This window comes from Sphingomonas suaedae (genome assembly GCF_007833215.1).
In the GTDB taxonomy this organism is placed as follows: domain Bacteria; phylum Pseudomonadota; class Alphaproteobacteria; order Sphingomonadales; family Sphingomonadaceae; genus Sphingomonas; species Sphingomonas suaedae.
In genome coordinates, this window is record NZ_CP042239.1 from 696,833 (window position 1) to 716,693 (window position 19,861).

The 19,861-nt window shown below is 64.8% G+C and carries 13 protein-coding genes; 6 read left to right on the plus strand and 7 right to left on the minus strand.

Features of this window, described 5'->3' with window-relative positions:
- Positions 1 to 10 precede the first annotated feature (10 nt).
- Positions 11 to 1,681, minus strand: a complete 1,671-nt coding sequence (locus tag FPZ54_RS03300) for an MFS transporter (RefSeq protein ID WP_145844955.1) — start codon at positions 1,679 to 1,681, stop codon at positions 11 to 13.
- Positions 1,682 to 1,943: 262 nt separating this feature from the next.
- On the opposite strand from FPZ54_RS03300, the gene FPZ54_RS03305 reads away from it, so the two are divergent.
- On the plus strand, positions 1,944 to 2,570 hold the full coding sequence (locus tag FPZ54_RS03305; protein WP_145844956.1) for a response regulator transcription factor: 627 nt from the start codon (positions 1,944 to 1,946) through the stop codon (positions 2,568 to 2,570).
- Here the strand turns inward: FPZ54_RS03305 and FPZ54_RS03310 are convergent.
- Positions 2,544 to 5,891, minus strand: a complete 3,348-nt coding sequence (locus tag FPZ54_RS03310; RefSeq protein ID WP_145844958.1) for a PAS-domain containing protein — start codon at positions 5,889 to 5,891, stop codon at positions 2,544 to 2,546. The genes FPZ54_RS03305 and FPZ54_RS03310 overlap by 27 nt on opposite strands.
- 574 nt (positions 5,892 to 6,465) lie before the next feature.
- On the opposite strand from FPZ54_RS03310, the gene FPZ54_RS19720 reads away from it, so the two are divergent.
- Entirely contained in the window at positions 6,466 to 6,672 is a 207-nt protein-coding gene (locus FPZ54_RS19720) for a hypothetical protein (protein ID WP_186456897.1), read from the plus strand.
- A 544-nt stretch (positions 6,673 to 7,216) separates the two neighbouring features.
- Here FPZ54_RS19720 and FPZ54_RS03320 read toward each other — a convergent pair.
- The 5 genes from FPZ54_RS03320 to FPZ54_RS03340 form a co-directional block, all read right to left on the minus strand.
- Positions 7,217 to 8,335: a glycoside hydrolase family 130 protein gene (locus tag FPZ54_RS03320; RefSeq protein WP_145844961.1), complete on the minus strand. Its 1,119-nt coding sequence runs from the start codon at positions 8,333 to 8,335 to the stop codon at positions 7,217 to 7,219.
- A complete protein-coding gene (locus FPZ54_RS03325) occupies positions 8,332 to 9,114 on the minus strand; it encodes an SDR family oxidoreductase (RefSeq protein ID WP_145844962.1) in 783 nt (260 codons plus the stop codon). The genes FPZ54_RS03320 and FPZ54_RS03325 overlap by 4 nt, the downstream gene beginning before the upstream one ends.
- A 14-nt stretch (positions 9,115 to 9,128) precedes the next feature.
- Positions 9,129 to 11,378, minus strand: coding sequence for a hypothetical protein (locus FPZ54_RS03330; RefSeq protein ID WP_145844963.1), 2,250 nt, complete (start codon positions 11,376 to 11,378; stop codon positions 9,129 to 9,131).
- Positions 11,371 to 11,667: a plasmid stabilization protein gene (locus FPZ54_RS03335; protein ID WP_145844964.1), complete on the minus strand. Its 297-nt coding sequence runs from the start codon at positions 11,665 to 11,667 to the stop codon at positions 11,371 to 11,373. The genes FPZ54_RS03330 and FPZ54_RS03335 overlap by 8 nt, the downstream gene beginning before the upstream one ends.
- A 100-nt stretch (positions 11,668 to 11,767) precedes the next feature.
- Entirely contained in the window at positions 11,768 to 12,544 is a 777-nt protein-coding gene (locus FPZ54_RS03340; protein ID WP_239019695.1) for a Crp/Fnr family transcriptional regulator, read from the minus strand.
- Between the two features lie 1,007 nt (positions 12,545 to 13,551).
- Here FPZ54_RS03340 and FPZ54_RS03345 point away from each other — a divergent pair.
- The 4 genes from FPZ54_RS03345 (at position 13,552) to FPZ54_RS03360 (ending at position 19,841) form a co-directional block, all read left to right on the plus strand.
- On the plus strand, positions 13,552 to 14,133 hold the full coding sequence (locus FPZ54_RS03345) for an RNA polymerase sigma factor (protein ID WP_145844966.1): 582 nt from the start codon (positions 13,552 to 13,554) through the stop codon (positions 14,131 to 14,133).
- A gap of 28 nt (positions 14,134 to 14,161) precedes the next feature.
- Positions 14,162 to 15,133, plus strand: coding sequence for a FecR family protein (locus tag FPZ54_RS03350; protein ID WP_145844968.1), 972 nt, complete (start codon positions 14,162 to 14,164; stop codon positions 15,131 to 15,133).
- Between the two features lie 71 nt (positions 15,134 to 15,204).
- Positions 15,205 to 17,739, plus strand: a complete 2,535-nt coding sequence (locus FPZ54_RS03355) for a TonB-dependent receptor (RefSeq protein WP_145844970.1) — start codon at positions 15,205 to 15,207, stop codon at positions 17,737 to 17,739.
- Positions 17,733 to 19,841, plus strand: coding sequence for an Atxe2 family lasso peptide isopeptidase (locus FPZ54_RS03360; RefSeq protein WP_145844971.1), 2,109 nt, complete (start codon positions 17,733 to 17,735; stop codon positions 19,839 to 19,841). The genes FPZ54_RS03355 and FPZ54_RS03360 overlap by 7 nt, the downstream gene beginning before the upstream one ends.
- Positions 19,842 to 19,861 lie beyond the last annotated feature (20 nt).

The window sequence follows — 19,861 nt, forward strand, 5'->3', positions numbered from 1 at the left end:
GCCGTCCCCCTCACTCCTGTTCGAGGGGGCGCTTGAACGTTTCAGGCAGGAATAACAGCCCCACGATCAGCGTCAGTCCGGCGACGACGATCGGATACCAGAGGCCGTAATAAATATCCCCCGTCGCAGCGACCATCGCGAAGGCGGTGGTGGGCAGGAACCCGCCGAACCAGCCATTGCCGATATGATAGGGCAGCGACATCGATGTGTAGCGGATACGGGTTGGAAACAGCTCGACCAGCATCGCCGCGATCGGGCCGTAAACCATCGTCACCAGCAGCACGAGCCAGGTCAGGATCGCGACGACCAACGGCTTGTTGATCGCCGCCGGATCGGCCTTTGACGGGTAGCCTGCGGCGGTGAGCGCCGCCTTCAATTCGCCTTGGAAGCCGGCGATCGCGGTCTTGCGCTGCTCGCCGCTAACCTGTGCCGGATCAGGCGCGGTGAAGCTTGCATCCCCGATGCGGACCATGGCGACGGTTCCGGCTGGGGCATCGACGCTCTGATAGCTGATGGCGTTCTTGGCGAGGAATGCCTTGGCGATGTCGCAGCTCTTGCTGTCGAACTTGTTGCCGCCGACCGGATCGAACTGGAGCGAGCAATCGTCACCATTGGTGACCACCGTGACCGGCGCGGTCGCCACCGCGCGGGCCAGCGCGGGATTGGCCGCTTCCGACAGCGCATGAAACGCCGGAAAATAGGTCAGCACCGCCAGCGCACAGCCCGCCATGATGATCGGCTTGCGCCCGATCCTGTCCGACAACCAGCCGAAGAAGATGAAAAAGGGCGTGCCGATCACCAGCGCGATCGCGATCAGGACGTTGGTAGTGGCGCCATCCACCATCAGCATCTTTTCCAGGAAGAACATCGCGTAGAACTGGCCGGTGTACCAGACCACCGCCTGGCCCGCGACCGCGCCGAGCAGCGCGACCAACACCCATTTCGCGTTGCTCCAGCGCCCGAACGCCTCGGTCAGCGGCGCCTTCGACGTCGTGCCCTCGGCCTTCATCTTGGCGAATACCGGGCTCTCTTCGAGCTGCATCCGGATCCACAGCGATACGCCGAGCAGGATGATCGACACGAGGAACGGCACGCGCCAGCCCCAGTCGCGGAACGCCTCTTCGCCCACAGCCATGCGCGTGCCGATCACCACGAGCAGCGCCGCGAACAGGCCGAGCGTCGCGGTCGTCTGGATGAAGCTGGTATAGAGGCCGCGCTTGTTGTTGGGCGCATGTTCCGCGACATAGGTGGCGGCGCCACCATATTCGCCGCCCAGCGCCAGCCCCTGGACCAGCCGCATCATCACGAGCAGGATCGGCGCCGCAACCCCGATCGTCGCATAGGAGGGGAGCAGGCCGACGACAAAGGTCGCGCCGCCCATCAGGCCCATGGTGACGAGGAAGGTGTTCTTGCGCCCGACCAGATCGCCGATCCGCCCGAAGACGAGCGCACCGAACGGTCGCACCGCGAACCCGGCGGCAAAGGCGGCGAGCGCGAAGATGAACCCCGTCGTCTCGTTCACGCCCGAGAAGAATTGCGCCGAGATGATCGTCGCGAGCAGCCCGTAGAGGTAGAAGTCATACCACTCGAACACCGTGCCGAGCGAGGACGCGGCGATGACCAGCTTCTCGCTCTGGGTGGCTTTGGGATCGTGATCAATATCCTCAAACGCCGTCGCCATGCACCCTAGCTCCCCCGATCATGTCACCTTCTGTCCCGCCGAAGCGGCCCGAAGCGACGACGATCATGCCGCGCGACTCTATGCGAGACCATTGCGACAAAGGTCGTAGATGGACGGGGTTTGCCGATAGAGCTTTGTTCGTCTGCCGAAGGTGGAGCATGACGCCTGCCGTTACACTACATGACTCGCAGACGGCATGGCGCTAGGGCATGGGGGATGGCGTCGGTCGCACATTTCGCGGTCAAGGCGGGGGGTATCGGGCTTGGGCGGATCGATTCTGATTGCAGACGACCATCCACTGTTTCGCCAGGCGCTGCGGCTTGCGGTGGGGCGCGTCGTTCCCGATGCCGCCATCCTCGAAGCCGGATCGCTCGCGGCGGCGGCGACCATGGCGGCATCGGCGCCGCAACTGAAGCTCATCCTGCTCGACCTTAAGATGCCCGGCGCAACCGGCTATTCGAGTATCGAGCTCCTTCGCGACGAATGCCCGGACGTCCCGATCCTCGTCATCTCGAGCGCGGGCCCGGCGGCCGCCCAGGAAGCAACCGAAGCCGGCGCGGCCGGGTATCTTGACAAGGGCAGCGATCTTGGTGCGATCGAGGCGGCGATTGCCCGCGCGCTCGACCATGCCGCCCCACGCCCCCCCATGGGCGACGCGCAGCCGTTGGAGCGCGTTCGGGAGGCGGTTGCGAGTTTCACGCCGACCCAGCTCAAGGTCCTTCTCGCCGTGCTGGACGGTCAGCTCAACAAGCAGATCGCACACCGGCTCGGCATCAGCGAAGCCACGGTCAAGGTTCATATGACCGCGATCATGCGCAAGCTCGATGTGCGCACCAGGACCCAGGCCGCGCTCGTCGTACGTTCACTCGGGATCGATCTGCGGGACTGACGCACGGCTCAAAAAGGCTTCGATCGCCGCCGGGTTGGCCGGCTTGGCGACGACGTCCACGCCAAGCGCACGTGCACGCACGCGAACTTCGGCACCACGCTCCGCTGTGACCAGCAGGGTAGCGAGTTCGGGGCGGCGCGCGCGCAGTTTTGCGATCAGCGCGAGCCCGGATTGCTCCGCGCCTAGCCGATAATCGACCAGCGCGGCGTCGATGCCGTCGACAGCCGCCAACGCGTCGCGGGTCGTACCCACGCCGATCCCGCGATGACCGAGCGCTTCGAGCAGCGCGATCGTGGCCGCCACGATGCGCGGATCGTCATCGACGACCAGCACGCTGAGCGACCGATGCGCGAGGCGGGGCTCGGTCACGATCGGCGGCGGCAAAGGCACATCGTCATGCGCCGGGAGCGTCAGGCTGAAGCAACTGCCGCGCCCGGGCCGCGACCGCACGTCCAATTGTCCGCCGATCAGCGGCACGATCCTGCGCACGAGCGCCAGTCCCAGGCCAAGTCCTTCCGCCTCGACGGTGCCAAGCCGGGTGAATTCGGCGAAAATCTGCGAGACCTGATCGGGTGGAATGCCGACGCCGGTATCGATGATATCGATCCGCCAACAGGCACCGCGCCTGCGAACGCCGATCAGGACGCCGCCGCGTTCCGTGTAGCGCACCGCATTGCTGAGGATGTTCTGGAGAACCGAGCGTAGCAGCCCGACGTCGCACTGCACGGTTCCCCGCAGATTGACGGCGCGGAGGCTCAACCCTTTGCCTAGCGCAGTGGGGCGGAAGCTCTCGCTCAGTTCCGACAGGAACGGCCGGAGCGGGATACGGACAGGTTCGGGCGTCACCCCGCCCGCATCGAGCCTGCTTATGTCGAGCAGCGAGCGCAGCAGGTCCTCCGCCGCCAGCAAGGACTGTTCGACCTGGCTCAGCAGGCCGGTCTGTCCTGGCGTCGCGTCCCGGCTCAGCGCATTGGTGAACAGGCGTGCCGCGTGGAGCGGCTGGAGCAGGTCATGGCTGGCGGCCGCCAGAAAGCGGGTCTTGTCGCGGTCGGCCGCCGCAAGCCGTTGGTTGGCGTCGCGCAGTTCCATCGTGCGCTGCTCGACCCGATGCTCAAGCTCGTTCAGCGTCGTGCGCAGCGCGGCGCGCATACGCGCTTCCTCACTGATGTCTGTGAACGACATGACATAGCCCCCGCCGGGCATCGGACCGCCCACGGTCTTGATCGTCTTTCCATCATGCCGTTGCCGTTCGAAATGATGCGGCTGGCCGTTGCGGAGGTGATCGAGCCGCTTGCGAACATGCATTTCGACATCGCCGGGTCCGAAGTCGCCATGGCGCGCATTGTGCCGGATCAGCGCCGCGACCGGTGCGCCGACATAGACCATGTCGGGCGGGTAATCGAACAGGTCGAGATAGCGGCTGTTCCACGCAACGAGGTTGAGGTCGGCGTCGACAACGCTGATGCCGGCATCGATATTCTCGAACGTCGAGGCCAGCAGCTTGCGCGAAAATTGCAGGCTCGCCCCGCCCTCATCGAGCAGGCGCGCGACGTCGTGCACGCTCAACTTTCCGCCCGCCAGCGCAGAGGCCACCAGCGCGCGCGCCGATGACGATCCCACTACCTGCGCGATCAGTGTGCGCGCGCGGCGTGCCGAGCGCCGGTCGACCGGCGCCGCCGGATCGACTCCGCTGAACGCCCGCTCGGCTTCCTCCCGACCCACGAAACTGCCGGTAAGCTGCACCAGATCGCGCTGATTGCTGATCAGACGTTCGCCGCCAAACATGCGCGGAAGCTGCGGTGTCTTCAGTCCGCGTGCTGCGATCGCCCCGAAGACGGCGAGGTTGGCGCCGACGCTCCAGATCACCCCATGGGTGAGCGGCGTCGCCGACCCGATGCCCAGCAGATTGGTCGGGTCGATCAGCGTGCCCTTCAGCGCGGCGATGAAGCTTTCCGGGAGCACTGGCGGGAGCGCCAGCGTATAGAGCCAGAAGATCAGCCCGGCGCACAGGCTCGCCCGCGCCGCCAGCGCATCGCGGTTCTTGCCCGTCGCCGCGAGGATGAGGTGCGGGACGAACTGCGCCATCGCCGCAAAGGCGATCAGGCCGATCGATGCGAGCGTGTCCTGCGACGACACGAGGAGCGCCCAGGCAAGGCCCAACAGCATGATGACGAGGATCGTGGCGCGGCGCAGCCGGAGCATCCGCTGGCCCATCGCTCCCGAAGTTCCCGCGCTGGCCAGCACGCGTCGCCGCACCAGCGTGGGGAAAAGCAGGTCGTTCGACACCATCGTCGCGAGCGCCGTGGAGTCCACGATCGCCATCGACGCCGCGGCGCTGACCCCGCCCAGCAGCGCCGCCGCAAGAACGAGGCCCTGCTCCCGCGCGGCCGGCAGTTCCAGGACGTACACGTCGGGAGAAACGCTCGGGTCGAGCAGCATCGTGCCGGCCAGCGCGATCGGGAGGATCACCACCGCCATCAGGCCCAGATACGCCGCCAGCCCGAAGCGGGCCCGGACGAAATCGCCCGGCTGGCGTGCCTCGACCAGACCCATATAGAATTGCCGGGGCAGGACGATGATCGCGGGCATGGCGATCAGGAAGATGATCGCGACTTCAAGTGACATGCGATCCGCACGGAAGCTATGCTGGAACCGCTCGAGCCCGCCCTGCAACGCCGCAGCGTCGGCGTTCGCGATCACCATGATCGCGATGCCCGCCACAAGCACCAGCGCCAGCAGCTTGATGACGGATTCGAGCGCGATCGCGTAGAGCAGTCCCTCGCTGCGTCCGGCCAGTTCGAACCGTCGCGCACCGAACAGCGCGGCGAAGATCGCAAGCAGCGGCGCGGCGACCAGCATTGCGGGCACGCTGACGTCCGCGCCGGAAACGATCGACAACGCCGCGCCGATCGAGCGAAGCTGCAATGCGATATAGGGGATCGTGCCGAGCAGGGCGATCGTCGTCACCAGCCGCGCCACGACGATATCATGGCCGAATCGCGCGGCGATGAAGTCGGATACTGTGGTTGCGCGCTCTTCGGCCACCGCATCGGCCAGGCGCCGCAGAAATCGCGGGGCGACCAGCAGCAGCAGGATTGGAGCGGCGTAGATCGGAAGATAGCTCCAGCCGTCGCGCACGGCGCTGCCGACGGCGCCGTAAAAGGTCCAACTGGTGCAATAGACCCCGAGCGCCAGCGTGTAGGCGCTTAGGCGCAAGCGCGCATTTGCGCGCTTTGCACCCTGTCTCTCGACGATTGCCGCGACCGCGAACATCAGGACCACGAGCGCGAGAGCGACCAGGGACGAGAGATGGAGGCTCATGCGACGCTGCCTAGCACGACCAGCATCGGGGTCACCAAGATTGTCTGATTTTTGACGTAATGAAACCGAGGAGGATCGCCAGCTCGCGGTCTCAGACGCCGTTAGCGTCGCAAAGCCGACGGTGCAAAACCCGGATAACGCGCGGCGAGGATCTAGGGGAAAATGGTGGACGCACTTGGGCTCGAACCAAGGACCCGCTGATTAAGAGTCCCATCTAACATATTGTAAAACAAGCATTTAGCTGCATCCGTGCAACAGGTTACATATGACAAGCAACAGTGTCGCAACGCGTCGAACGACACAAATTTGGGTACAGTGATTTAGGCCCGAGAAGAGGGGTAGGGCGTTCGCATCGCATCGCATCGGACAGAGCCGCGTGCCGACCCTACCCGCTCGCTCACGCGCACGACGCGGTGTGCTTGCGCCCCCCGAGGGGACCCAGGGCTTCTCATGGAACACAAGCAGGGTGAAGTGGTAGTCCAGGCAACGCGAACTGGCCTTACTGCAGGCGCGGTTCTACCGGGCATGATCTTCGGTCGGCGTCGCCTTTACCTTGTCGTGTGGGAGACGCGAGATGACCAATCAGAAGACTAATCGCGCCGAAGATGCTCGCCGACATGATGACAGCGATCTGATCGACGCAGTGGAGCTCGCCCCGAATGAAGGCGGTAGGTCTGGTGGCACGCTTCAGCGAGATATCGGGACAGGCGCAGAACAAGCTCGAGTTGTCGACGGCAAAACGGGCGTAACCCGCGTTCGCAAGGAGGATGAAATCGATTGACGCCGTCATCCCCTGCGCGCTCCGCCTCAACCGCCGGTCGATTTCCAGCGTCAAGGCCATCTACAAGCTTGGCCTAGATTTCGAGGAAACCACAATAGCAGTGAAGCGGGGGCTCCTTTCCCGACTCGCGCGAGATTGCGATCATTTTTTCCAGGTCCTCGCTATTCAACGATCAGTTGGGCAGAGCGTAGGCGATGAGTGCGTCGCCGATCGGCGTCTGAACGAAGCGATGGCCACCGGCCACGATCACGAGGGCCTTGCCTATCCACCGGCAGGAGGGATGTCCTGCCAGAGCGTCTCGCCGGGCCTCATGTCGGTCGCGCGAATGCCACCATGGGGCGGCCGTTTGCAAAGCAGGCCGGTGAGCTGGAGGCGCCATCGGAGATTGACCGCGATGGTGTAAGAGTTTCCGGCCTGCGGGCCTTGCGGCCCGTGCCCGCTCTCGCCCATGTCGCCGCCATGCGTGCACCCCTTTGAATCCCGAGCGGGTACGGGGCCCTCCGCGCACATCCGCGAACTGACCCTGCGAGCGGGCCAGACCGGCTTACTTGAACGTGCATTTGGGTATGTGGGTGATGCGGCTGGCAAGATCCGCCTCGCCAGAGGCAATGACATAATGATCCTTTTCTTCGGCGATGCCAGTCGTGAACACGACGTCGCGAACATACATCTTGTCTTCCAGCGGTGCGGTAAGCTCAGGCGCCGGTTCGAGCAGTGGCACATGATCGGAGCGAACAGTTCGCGATGGGTCGTCGCGATCAAGGATCGACCAATAGGTGCGATAGATACCGACGATTTCCTTGGGCTCGACCCCGTGCCACAGGGTCAGCCAGCCCGCATCGGTCAGGATCGGGGGCGTGCCTCCACCCATGCGCGCGGTCGTTACTGTCGCCGCATGCGGACGGATCCCGGGTTGACGGTGGGGCTTCCAGTGGAGCGCGTCAGGAGAGGTAGCAAGGTTGATCGACGGCCCGGCGCGCCACGCGCTGCCCGGCGGGTAGGCAAAGTAGAGATCGCCAAGTGGCCGGGTCTGCGCCCAGTAGCGATCTCCGATCAGACCTTCGAAGATCAGCATGTCCTTGTTCTGGTGGTCCAGCACAATGTCCTCGAACGCGAAGTCAAGCCCGCTGCGGGAGGAGTAGAGCGTGGTCGAGTGCCGTTCGGGGCTGACCGAGCACGTGGTCATCAGCCAGCGATCGCCGACCCTGGAGACACGCGCATCTTCGACGCCGTAGCATTGGAAGCTGCCCTGCGGCTCGATCGCCTTGTCATAATGGACGGCAACCACTTGCAGCCCGTCAGAACTCAATTCAACCGGGAGGATCCACGACAGGGACGTCAGCGCCATCACCCTCCACCGGCCGCCCCGGATCAGGAATTTGCGCGGGTCGGCGGTATCGACCAGATCGAGCGGCCAGGCGTCGAGCACATAGCGACCCGCGTCCCATCGAATGGCATGGATATGACCATCGAAGATCGGTTGACGCAGCGCCTCGGCAACGCGGACGAACATTGCCAGATTGCCGTTCGGCAACCGGGTAAGGCCGGGATTGAACGCGCCGAGCACATAGGTCTCTGCATCGAAATGCCCTGCGAGCGGCGAACGCGTCAGATCTACATCGTCGGGGCCGAAGACCAGCCGGTCGATGGCGTAGCGGGTCATTCGGCACCCTCGGCGCGCGGGGCGATCACCACCTGCTGCACTACCGAGCGCCGCGGCTGGGTCAGTACATAATGGACGCCGACCGCGATGTCTTCGGCGCGCAGCATCGTCTCATCGTTGATCGCCTGTGCCTGTTCCTCGGCGGTGTAGCTTTCATATTGAAAGTCGGCGCCGGTCTTGGCCGGCTCGATGTTGCACACCTTGATACCCTTGGGGCCCAGTTCCTTGCGCAGCGCCTCGGCAAAGCCCGCGACGCCGGCCTTCATGCCTGCATAGACGCTTCCATCGCCGCCAAGCAGATGTGCGGAGACCGATCCGATGAACACGATGTCGCCCCGGTTCTTCATTACCTTCGCCGCGGCATAGGCAGTGGTGAGATAGGCGGTGAAGTCGACAGCGATGGCATAGCGCAGTGCCTGCGCATCCATCGTCGTCAGCCCCTGCGCCGGGATCGCCGCGTTGATGATGGCGATGTCGAAATCGCCGAAATAGTCGCGCGCCGCCTCGACGAAGTGGTCGACCCCATCGGTGTCGCCCAGATCGACATTGATGCCGTCGCCCTTGCCGACTTCGCGGATCCGCGCGAGGCCGTCCTCGAGATGCTGGGGATCGCGGCCGCACACGAACACGTCGACACCTTCCGACGCCAGCAGAACGGCGATCGCCCGACCGATCCCTGTGGTTCCGCCGGTGACGATGGCCTTGCGACCCTGCAGGCGCGGCCTATCGGTATGCGCGTCTGCGAGATCGCGGACCGGGGGTTGCGCCAGATCGGACATCCATTCTCCTCCATTCACCAGGTGAGATCGATCCGCCCGGAGGCGGGAATGCGATATTCGATGCGGTCAGCATGGCTGCCGCACGGTCGAAGCCGGTCGCCTACCGATGTCGATACGGTGAACTCTGGAAGCCGCGCGCGCCCGGCACGGAACAGGATCAATTGCGCCTCGCGCTCTTCGGCCCCGCCCAGCTGAAATCGGATCGTCCGCGCGGTGGGACGCTCGCTTGCCAGCAGGAAATGGTCGCAGAAGATGCGAAAAGGCGCATCGCTGACATGGTGAAAGCACCGGCTCGCGAAGACAAAAGCTGCCCCGCAGCCGTAGATTTCCTGCCCGACCTGACCCGCCTGTTGCCCGTCGACATAGAGATCCTCGACCGGAAAGGAGAGGCGGCGGTCGACATGGCCATTCTTGTCGCGCTGCTCGGGGCTGACGGCGTCTTCGGGCAGCGCGTCAGGATAATAATACCAGGCGCGGTTCGATGCGTGGCGGCAATATTCGCTGAGTAGCAGCCGAACCGCCGGGTCGAGGTCTGGGCCGCTATCCTTGAGATAGCGCTCGAATGCCGCAAAGCTGTCGAAACATTCGTAGATCGCCATATAGGGCGCGTCGTGCAGCGCGGTCGCGCCGAGAAAGTTCGTGTAGTGGCGCGCATGGCCGATCTCCGACTCCCACATCGCGGTGTTGTGGAAGAAGCTCGCGAGGTAGACATAGCTCTGGCGCAGATAGCGCTCCTCGCTGGTGATCCGCCACAGCCGCATACAGGCGGCCGCACCCCATGCGGTGAGGTTGGCCTGATAGTTGAGTTCGAACCGCATGCCCTTGGCCGCGTCGATCGCGGCGCGCGCCTCGCCGAGATAGGTCTTGTCGTCGGTCAGTTCGAATGCCTGGACCATGACATAGGCGTAAATGCCGCCGACATCGGTCTGGCCGTATCCTTCGTCGTCGCGCGCTTCCTGGATCACTCGGAAATCGCGCACATCATACTGGATCGGCCATCGGTAGTCGAAGTGACGCGCCGCCTTGGTGCCGTAACCGACCGATTTTTCGAACAGCCGCATCGCCTGCTTGTCGCCGTCGATCGCAAGCCGACCAAGCTGCAAGAGCGGATGATATAGATACCAGCTATCGACCGCGTTTTTGTCCTTGTCCTTGCCGACATTGGGCAGGTAGCGGCGCAGCGTCTTGATCTTCGGATCGTAAAATTTGCCGAGCCCTGCGGCGAGATCCGCGCCGATGGCTACCGGCTGGCCGGTCCAGACCTCATAGTCGCGGATCGCCGCCAGCACCGAGAGCTGGACCATCGAGTCGGGATATTCCGCGCCGGTATAGGGATGGAGATAGCGATATCCGTAATGACGGATCGTCGCCTCCGGCGCTGCCGCGAGATCACGCAACGTCCGCTCGGCGCGCGCCGGCCAGTCGTGGAATGCGCAATCGGGGGTGCCTACCTTGTGCAGGACGCTACCCAGCAGCGACAGGTAACGACGCGCCATCTCCTGCTCGTCGCTCCCGACGTCGTCGTGAAAAGCGAGCAGCGCGTCGGACAGCAGGGTTGATCGATCGGCGGGCAAGGGATCGTCGGGCGGCGTGCCCTGCTGCGGCGGTGTAGGAAGCAGATAGCCGATTTCGGGCCATATCCCGCCGACGGCACCATCCGGCTTGGTGCCGGTTGCGCGAAAATAGGGATTCAGCGCTGTGAGGTTCTGGAAGTAGAGCACGCTTCCGAAAGCTGGCTCTTCCAGCCGGAAATAAATCGCGCCGCTGTTGAGCCCGCGCTGGGCGGCTTCGACTTTGCCGCGCGCGCGTAGCGGGTCGCCGTGCGCATCGATCGGATAGAGGTCGCGCGGGACGAATGAGGTCAGCAATGGAGAGGTCGGCTCGACGCTCGTGGTGACCCGCAGGACAGGGACGGCCTCGTCGTGAAGCGTAAGCGCAATGTGGTGAATGCCGAGAAGGCTGGAGACCCTGATCCGTGCGGCTTCGCCAGGCCGGGGCTCTATCAGGTCCACCGCGTCATATCCGGCAGGCAGAAACGCCGCACGCAGCGCCACACCGCCCAGGTCCGCGCGGCGTGTAATCACCCAGATCGCATCGTGAGCGCTTGCCAGTGTCACCCAGCGTTCACCCAGGTCGAACCGGTCCAGTTCGCGCAGCGCACCCTTGGCCAACATGTCTCGCACGAGCAGGGTGCCGGGCGACACTCTGTGGGCGGCGCTTTGTGCGGTCGCAGCCTTTGGCGCAGGTTTTGCCGCGTCAGCCATTGCCGTTCTTGCGGCGCGTTTCCCAACCCTTTTTAGCTGCTGCAGAGCGATCGGCGGCGCTTTGGCTGGAGCCGCCTTTTCGGCCTCCCTTGCGCGCACTTTCGTGGCTGTCCTTCTTGCCACGACCGGAGCCGGACTTGTTACCGCCGCCCGATTCTTTGTTCACCGTAGCCCAGGCGCGGCGCTCGGCTTCCTTGTGGCTGACGCCGCGATCCTCATACCCTTCCTCGATATGCTCGGCCTTGCGCTTCTGCTTGTCGGTATATTTGTCCTTGTCGCCGCGTGGCATGGCGTTTCTCCCATCCGCGATGGATGGCGCTCAAGCGTTTGTGGACGGGCTTGGTTCCGGTGTCCCTCAGCAACTAACATATGTTAGGAAAACAATTTTTTCACACAGACGCTAGCGTCGGCCGCGTAGCTGCTGCGGCGGCGCGACTTAGGCGAATTTGAAGATAGTGCGGGTCGAAGTCCGCGACGTTCGCGAGCTCCCGCCAGCAGGGCACCCGCACTTCGTGATGCGACATCATGACCAGGCCTGCCTCGCGTAGTGCTTTCAACGTCCGATTTACATGAACAGATGTCATGCCCAGCGCATCGCCCAGTTGGGTCTGCGACATAGGCAGGGTGAAGTGTGTGCGGCACTCGTCTCCCGCGTCTTCGAACCGAACCGCCATCTCACAGAATAGATGTGCCATCCGCGAACGCGCGTCGCGGCGACCGACATTGACGACCCATTGCGACAGGATTGCCGCATCCACCGAACAGTCGCGCCAAAATGCCTCGGCGATATTCGGGTAGGCGCGCGCGACGGCCAAAAGCTGGGCATGCGACACTTGCATGATCGCGGTTGGCGTCAGCGCTTGCAGCGGCCACTCTGTCGCAGGGGCAACAAGGGAATGAAGATCGCACATGTCGCCGGCGATATGCAGCGCCGTGATCTGTCGCCGTCCATCGATGACCTGGCCGAACCTGCCGACCAATCCGTCGATGATCAACGATACATGGTTGGCATGTTGATCGGGAGAAACGATATCCACGTTCGCGCGGGCGATCGTTGTTCGTCCCCGCATGGCGAGTAGCGCATTTGATTCATCGTCAGATAGCGACGATCGCCGTTGCAGGCGCTCGACAAATGCCATCATCGCGGATTGATCGACAGAAGCCATCGTGCTTCCCTCCAGCTACAGGCGGGAGACGAAGTATCTCTCAGCCACCGAAGCCCAGGAACCTGATCGGTGATAGAACGACGGTAACCCTGTTTAATGTTTAACGCTGCGCTCTCACGCCAAACGCGGGTCAGAACGCCCCATTCTTCGGACGGGACACAGAGCGCTCAGTCCGTGGTCTGCGGTCCGCCAGAGATACTAGGTTCTGCCCGCAGTTGGTGAGACTCGAGTTCGAGCGCGATCGTTGCGGCGCGACGATCATATTCGTCCGCGAAGCGGAAATGCGTTAGTGCGACCGAATTGTCTTCACAACAGATCGCAATGTCGCGTTCTTGGCGCGCTCGCCGTGTCAGATATGCGTGCTGATCGGACCTGGTCATATGCCTCTCCAAAGCCCACCCGCAGCCACTCTCTAACCCACATTCCAACTGCTCCGATTCACATGGGTTAGCGAGCGTTCGATTCTTTTGAACGAGCGGCATCTAATCGCTGCACCAGACCCGGCCCCGCGGACCATCAGTTCTGGCCCGGCAATCGCCCATTTTGCCGCTTCTCGCGGCGGGCATGCTTGAGCCGGGAGGGGAGTGGCGAAATACTATGTGCTGCACCTACCGGGCGACCGCCGCGCATGTCCAGGCTTCGGCTAAAGGCGGCGGGCGCATGTTCTCATGCATGTGTTCTCGACACCCGGCCAGGTCGCCTCCCACGCTATGCTTGCAAAGCGCTTCTCGGACTCTAAGCTGATCGGGTGCCGCTCTGGCGGCGCGTGAGGCGGGTGAGCCGTCGACCGGAAAGATGGGCCGGAGCGAGTGCGCATCCGGACGACTGTCGCGCATGTCCAGGCCGCATCGCGGCTAAAGGCGACGGTGGAGCTTTCGGTCGCGCTCCCAGCGTTCGGCTGCGCCGGGCGGTCTCGTTGCCGGAGAACAGCCCGTGCTTTTTGGCGAGGGAGTCGCGCGTTGGTCGCGCGACCGGAACGCGGGCCGCTCGGCCCGCAAGGCGCTGCCATGCGTCTGAACCTGGATTCGCATTGCATCTGCCGCGTCCCGCTCGAAGAGGCGGACCCATTGCCGCCCGAGGATGCGAGGGTGCCTGCCCGGGCGGGCGGACTCGAGATGCTGTATCGCATGCACCGAGACAGATTGCTGCGGTTTCTCGAGCGGCGAGGGACGCCCGATCAGGCGGCAGACATTGTGCAGCGGTTGTTCGCGCGTCTCGCGCGGACCGATGTTGCGCCCCGGCCGGCCATCGACGCTCCGGACGCCTATCTCCGCCAGGCGGCGCATAATCTCCTGCGCGACGATGCCCGGGCCGCCGAGCGGCGCTCCGCGCATCTTCATATCTGCCTAGACGATGTGACGCTCGTTGCGCCGGATCCGATCGCCGCGCTCGAGGCCCGCGATATGCTCCAGCGCCTCGAGGCCGCTGTGGCTGGACTGCAACCGCGCACTCGCGAAATCTTCCTCGCGCACCGGGTCGACGGCTACAGCTATGGTGAGATAGCCTTTCGTACCGGCTTGAGCGTAAAGACGGTCGAGAAGCACATGAGCCGCGCGATTGCACGTCTTGGTCGGCAGTTGGGACGATGATCGGGAGAACAGACAAGGCCTGCCTCCGATGAGCCGTGAACACGACGCGGCGGCTTGGTTTGCGCGCATGCGCGGCCCCGATGCCACGGGCGCGCGGTCCCAGTTCGAGGCCTGGTATGGCGATTCGGAGAATGCCGCAGCGTACGATCATCTCGTGCGGAGCTGGGAGCAGGCCAAGTTCCTCGCCAACACGCCGACCGGTCGCGCGCGCAATCTGGAGCTTGCGCGACCTGGCCGACAACGCAAGCCCATCGTGTTTGGCATGGCACTCGCAGCCGCGGTCTGCCTGTGCCTGGTCTGGGCGATGCCGCGCGTGCAGCAATTTCTTCCATTGGAGCACTCGCCATCGCGCGAGATCGCGTCTCTTGGCGACAGCCTGCGAACGGTTTTACTTGCGGACGGCTCCCGCGTCACGCTCGACCGCGCTTCGCGTCTTGCCGTTGATTTTCGCGCAGACGAGCGACGGCTGCGGTTGATCGCGGGCCGGGCCCGGTTCGATGTCGCGCACGACCCGGTGCGTCCGTTCATGGTCGATGCGGGGCCTGGCACTGTGATCGCCCATGGGACCGTCTTTGACGTGTCCGTTGCGCCGGGAGGTGTCGAGATCGTGCTGCTGCAGGGCGCGATCGAGGCGCGCGAGCGCGCCGATGGCGCGGGCCGTGTCCGCCGTCTCTCGCCCGGACAGAAAGTCCTCATATCGGGCGGTGCGCTCGAAATGCCCGTCGCCGCTAGCATGCGCGACATGCAGTGGGTCACGCCGATGATTGCGTTCGATGCGACCCCGCTCGACGCGGCGGTGGCCCGGTTCAACCGGATCGGTGGGCGCCGGATCGTGATCGAAGGGCAAATCTCGCCTCGCATGCGTGTGACCGGCACGTTCCGGCGCGATGATCCGGCGGGATTTGCGACAACGATAGCGGCCAGTTTCGGTCTGGAGGTCCGGCGCGAGGAGCCAGCGATGCTCGTGCTCGTCGCACAGCGATCCGAAAAAAAGTCATAGGGTAAATCGCCCCGGGCATCGTCTCGCCTTTCGAAGGGACGCGATCAACGCGCGCCCATTCGGGGAGAGACATGTCAAATCGCTATCTGATGTCGTGCGCGGTCGGCGCTATCGCCTGCCTCGCTATCGCGCCGGTGTCCGCCCAGGACACCGCGCGGCGTTCTGTCCGTCTGCCGGCGCAGCCGCTCGCCACCTCGCTTGTAGCTGTCGGCACCTTGTTCGGCCGGACTGTCGCGGTGGACAGCCAATTGGTCGCGGGACGCACGGCGCCGCCGCTTGATGCGGTCCTGACCTTCGAGGAAGCGGTTGCCGCCTTGCTCTCGGGCAGCGGGCTCGAGGCGGCGCCGGTTGGCACCGGCATGGTCATCCGTCCGGTGTCGCAGGCTGCGCGCACCGAAGAGGTGACGGTGACCGGCACGCGTATCCGCGGCGGGCGCGTCGCATCGACCACGATTAGCATTGGCAGCGAGGCGATGCGCAACGCAGGCCAGGCAAGCGCCGCCGACCTGTTTCGCGCATTGCCGCAGAATTTCGGGGGCGGCCAGAATCCGGGGATCGGCGCGAACGTGCCGCAGGGCAAGGGCGCGGATCTCGCGGGTGGATCGTCGGTCAATCTGCGCGGGCTGGGCAGCGACGCGACGCTCACGCTGCTCGATGGCCGCCGGCTGAGCTATGATGGCGCGCTGCAGAGCGTCGACATCTCGGCGATCCCGTTCGCCGCGATCGACCGGATCGAAGTCGTTCCCGATGGTGCTTCGGCGCTGTTCGGTTCGGACGCCGTGGCGGGTGTCGTCAATATCCTGCTGCGGCGGGATTTCGACGGTCTGGAAACCAGCGCCCGGCTCGCCGGATCGACCGATGGCGGAAATTTCCAGCAGCAATATGGTGTAGCCGCCGGGCAGGCCTGGGCATCGGGCAGCGCGTTCCTGGCCTATGAATATGCCCGGTCCACGCCGATCACCGCCGAGCAGCGCTCCTATGCTGCGACGCGGACGCCGGGTGTCACCCTCTTTCCGTATCTGCGCCATCACAACGCCGCACTGACCCTGCGCCAGCAGATCGCGCCGGGGCTGCGCTTCGACCTTACGGGGCTCTTCAACAAGCGCTGGCACGCGCTCGCTTCCCCGCTCGATTCGTCAGGCGATTTGTCGGCGAGCCGGTTCGAGGGGCGCAACAGCAGCGAATCCTGGGCGCTCGCCCCTTCGCTCGAACTGGCCTTGCCGGCAGAGTGGCGGGTCGCACTTTCGGGCAGCTATGGCTGGAACCGGGTGCGCTATGGCGGAACCTATTATTATGGACTCGACGCGATCGATGCCGGCTCGGGAGCTTATCGCAACGTCACCGAGGCGGCCGAGCTGTCGGGCAACGGCAAGCTCATCGACCTTCCGGGAGGGGCCGCCAAGCTCGCGCTGGGGACAGGATTTCGCCGCAATCGCTTCGAGCGCATGTCGAGCCGGGGTGCAGCTGAGCGCATCGACCGCCGTCAGGACAGCTATTATGGCTTCGCCGAAGTGAGCCTGCCGCTGGTGGGTCCGGGGGCGGCGTCATTTGTCCACCGGCTCGATCTCAGCCTCGCCGCGCGCACCGAACATTATCCCGGGCTCGCGACCGTGACGACGCCCAAGTTCGGCGTGATCTATGCGCCGACCCCCGATGTCTCGCTCAAGGGGAGCTGGGGGCGTTCATTCCGCGCCGCGACCCTTTACGAGCAATATACGCCGCGTACTGCCGTCCTCTATCGCGCCGCTACGCTGGGTGGCGCCACAGGTAGCGGCACGGCGATCCTGCTGGTGGGCGGCAATGCCGATCTGGAGCCTGAACGCTCGACCAACTGGTCGGCGACACTTGCGCTCCATCCGCGATCGCTTCCCGGCGCGACGCTCGAGCTCAGTTGGTTCAGCGTGGACTATCGCGACCGGATCGTGACGCCGATCCTGTTTCGCAGCCAGGCGCTGACGGATCCGATCTATCGCGATCGCCTTACTCTCGATCCTTCCAGCGCAGCGCAAGCCGCAGTGCTCGCCGGGGCAGCTTCGTTCATCAATGCGTCGGGCACCGCCTATGATCCGGCCAATGTCGTCGCGATCGTCGACAACAGCAACGTCAACGCCGGGCGACAGACCGCGCGCGGTCTCGACATTCTGGGTCGCTACCGATTCGCGCTCGGCGGCGGCATGCTCGCAACGACACTCAATCTGAGCTGGCTTGAGAGCAATCAGCAGATCCGGCCCGAATTGCCCGAAGCCAGGCTTGCCGGCACCCTGTTCAATCCGCCGAATCTGCGCGGCCGGGGTGAACTGAGCTGGAGCGGCGGTCCGCTCAGCCTTACCGCAGCGCTCAACTATATCGGTCCGGTGCGCGACACGCGCGCTTCGCCATCGGCACGCGTCGCCGGGATGGCGCCGTTCGATCTCACCGTGCGCTTTCGCAGGCCCCCAGGGCCGGGTCTGTTCGACGGTCTCGATATCGCAGCGTCTGCCCAGAATCTGTTCAATGACAAGCCCGACCCGATCGCGACCAGCCTGTTCCTCGACACGCCCTATGACAGCACCAATTATTCGCCGTTCGGGCGTGTGCTCAGCCTGTCGGTGACGAAATCATGGTGAGGGCGCTGGCAAGCGCGCTCGCCATCGCCGTGGCGGCATGTGGGGCATCGTCAGCGCAGGCGCGTTGCGATGACCTGCTGCCAGACGGGCCGGGCACGGAACCCGTTCGCGACATCACCGCGCGCGATCTCGCCCGGATCCGCGATATCGGGGAACCCATCGCGACCGGGATCGCGACGAGCCCCTATGCGATCTCGCCCGATGGACGACGACTCGCCTTCGTGATCGCGCGCGGCGACCCGGCCACCAACCGGGTTTGCACCGCGCTGGTGGCGATGCCGCTCGACGGCAGGGAGGCGCCGCGGTTGCTCGACCGCGGCGGGGCTTTGCCGGTCCATGCCGGGACGTTCAGGGGGCTATTCATCGATACCGGCTTTCCCGAGCAGATCACGCCGATTTGGTCGCCCGATGGTAGTTCGATCGCCTATCGCAAGGTGGTCGAAGGGAAGGTTCAGCTGGTGCGCGCCGCGACCGATGGCAGCGGCGCGAGCGTGGTGACCCGTTCGCCGACCGATATCGAGGACTTCGCCTGGCTGCCGGACGGCAAGGCGATCGTCTATGCGACCCGCGCCAGCCGGATCGAGGCTGAGCGCGCAATCGACCGCGAGGGCGAAGCCGGCTGGCGCTACGACGCGCGCGTTGTTCCCAACATCAGTTGGCGTCCCAATCCCTGGGCGCGCGACCTTCCGGTCAGCTATCTGCGCGTCGATCTTGCAAATGACGCGCAGCGCGCGGCCACCGCAGCCGAGCAGGCGCACGTGGTGGTGCCTCCGATGCCCGGCTATCCCTATGACGGGGTCGCGACCGCTGAGACCGGTGCCCAAGCATGGACCGAACGAGTCAGCCGCCATCCTTATGCAGAGCACCAGCTATGGGTGAGCGATGCCAGGGGGCGGCGAACCGCTTGCACGCTGCCCGGCTGTACGGGCCGCATCTCGCGGGTTTTCTGGGCGGAAGGCGACCGCGCCATCCTCTTTCTCGGGCGTGCGGGCTGGCGCGGCGAGCAGACCGTGCTGCATCGCTGGCAACCCGGGTCCAACCGGTTGACGACTGTGCTGCGCACGACCGACACGCTGAGCGGGTGCATCCAGACCGGGCGGGAGCTGATTTGCGGGCGCGAGAACGCGACGATGCCGCGCCGGATCGTCGCCATCGACGTTGCGACAGGGCGCGATCGGCTCATCTACGATCCCAATCCCGAGTTCGCGAGGCTGCGCCTCGGCCGCGTACAGCGCCTGCGTTTCACCACAGATCGCGGGCTGGAAGCGTGGGGCGACCTCGTGCTGCCGCCTGGCTATGGCGGCACCAGCAAGCTCCCGCTGATCGTGGTCAGCTATCACAGCCGCGGCTTCCTGCGCGGCGGCACCGGCGACGAATATCCGATCCATCCGCTCGCGGCGAAGGGGTTCGCCGTGCTGAGCTTTGAGCGGCCACCGAGCGTAGCCGCCGTCGCGCCCGGGATCACCAGCTGGCCCGAGGCGCTTGCCGAGTTGCAGCGCGACTGGAACGAGCGGCGCAGCGTCCATTCCGCGCTGATGGCCGGGATCGACAAGGCGATCGCGACCGGTGCGATCGATCCGGACCGGGTCGGTATCACCGGCCTCAGTGATGGTGCGTCGATCGTCGAGTTTGCCCTCGTCAATTCGACTCGGTTCAAGGCCGCCGCGATGAGTACCTGTTGCGACGATAGGCTGACCTCGCTGGTGCTGGGCGGGGAGGCGTGGGGCGGCGAGAACCGCCGCTCGGGCTATCCGCTGTCGGTCGATAACGACCGCGAATACTGGAAGCCGATCTCGCTGTCGGTCAACGCGCGGCGGATCACCACGCCGATCCTGTTCCAGCTCGCCGATCGCGAGGCGGGGCTTGCGCTCGAATCCTATGGGGCGCTGCGCGAGGCGAACAAGCCGGTCGAGATGCGCATCTATCCCGACGAATATCACAACAAGGTTCAGCCGCGTCATCGGCTCGCGGTCTATACGCGCAACATCGACTGGTTCGCATTCTGGCTGCGCAATGTCGAAGACCCGGACCCCGGAAAGCAGGATCAATATGCCCGCTGGCGTGCCTTGCGCGAACCCGCGGGGGGAAGCGACCCACGGTGAGGCGAAGGCGGCGGGCCTGT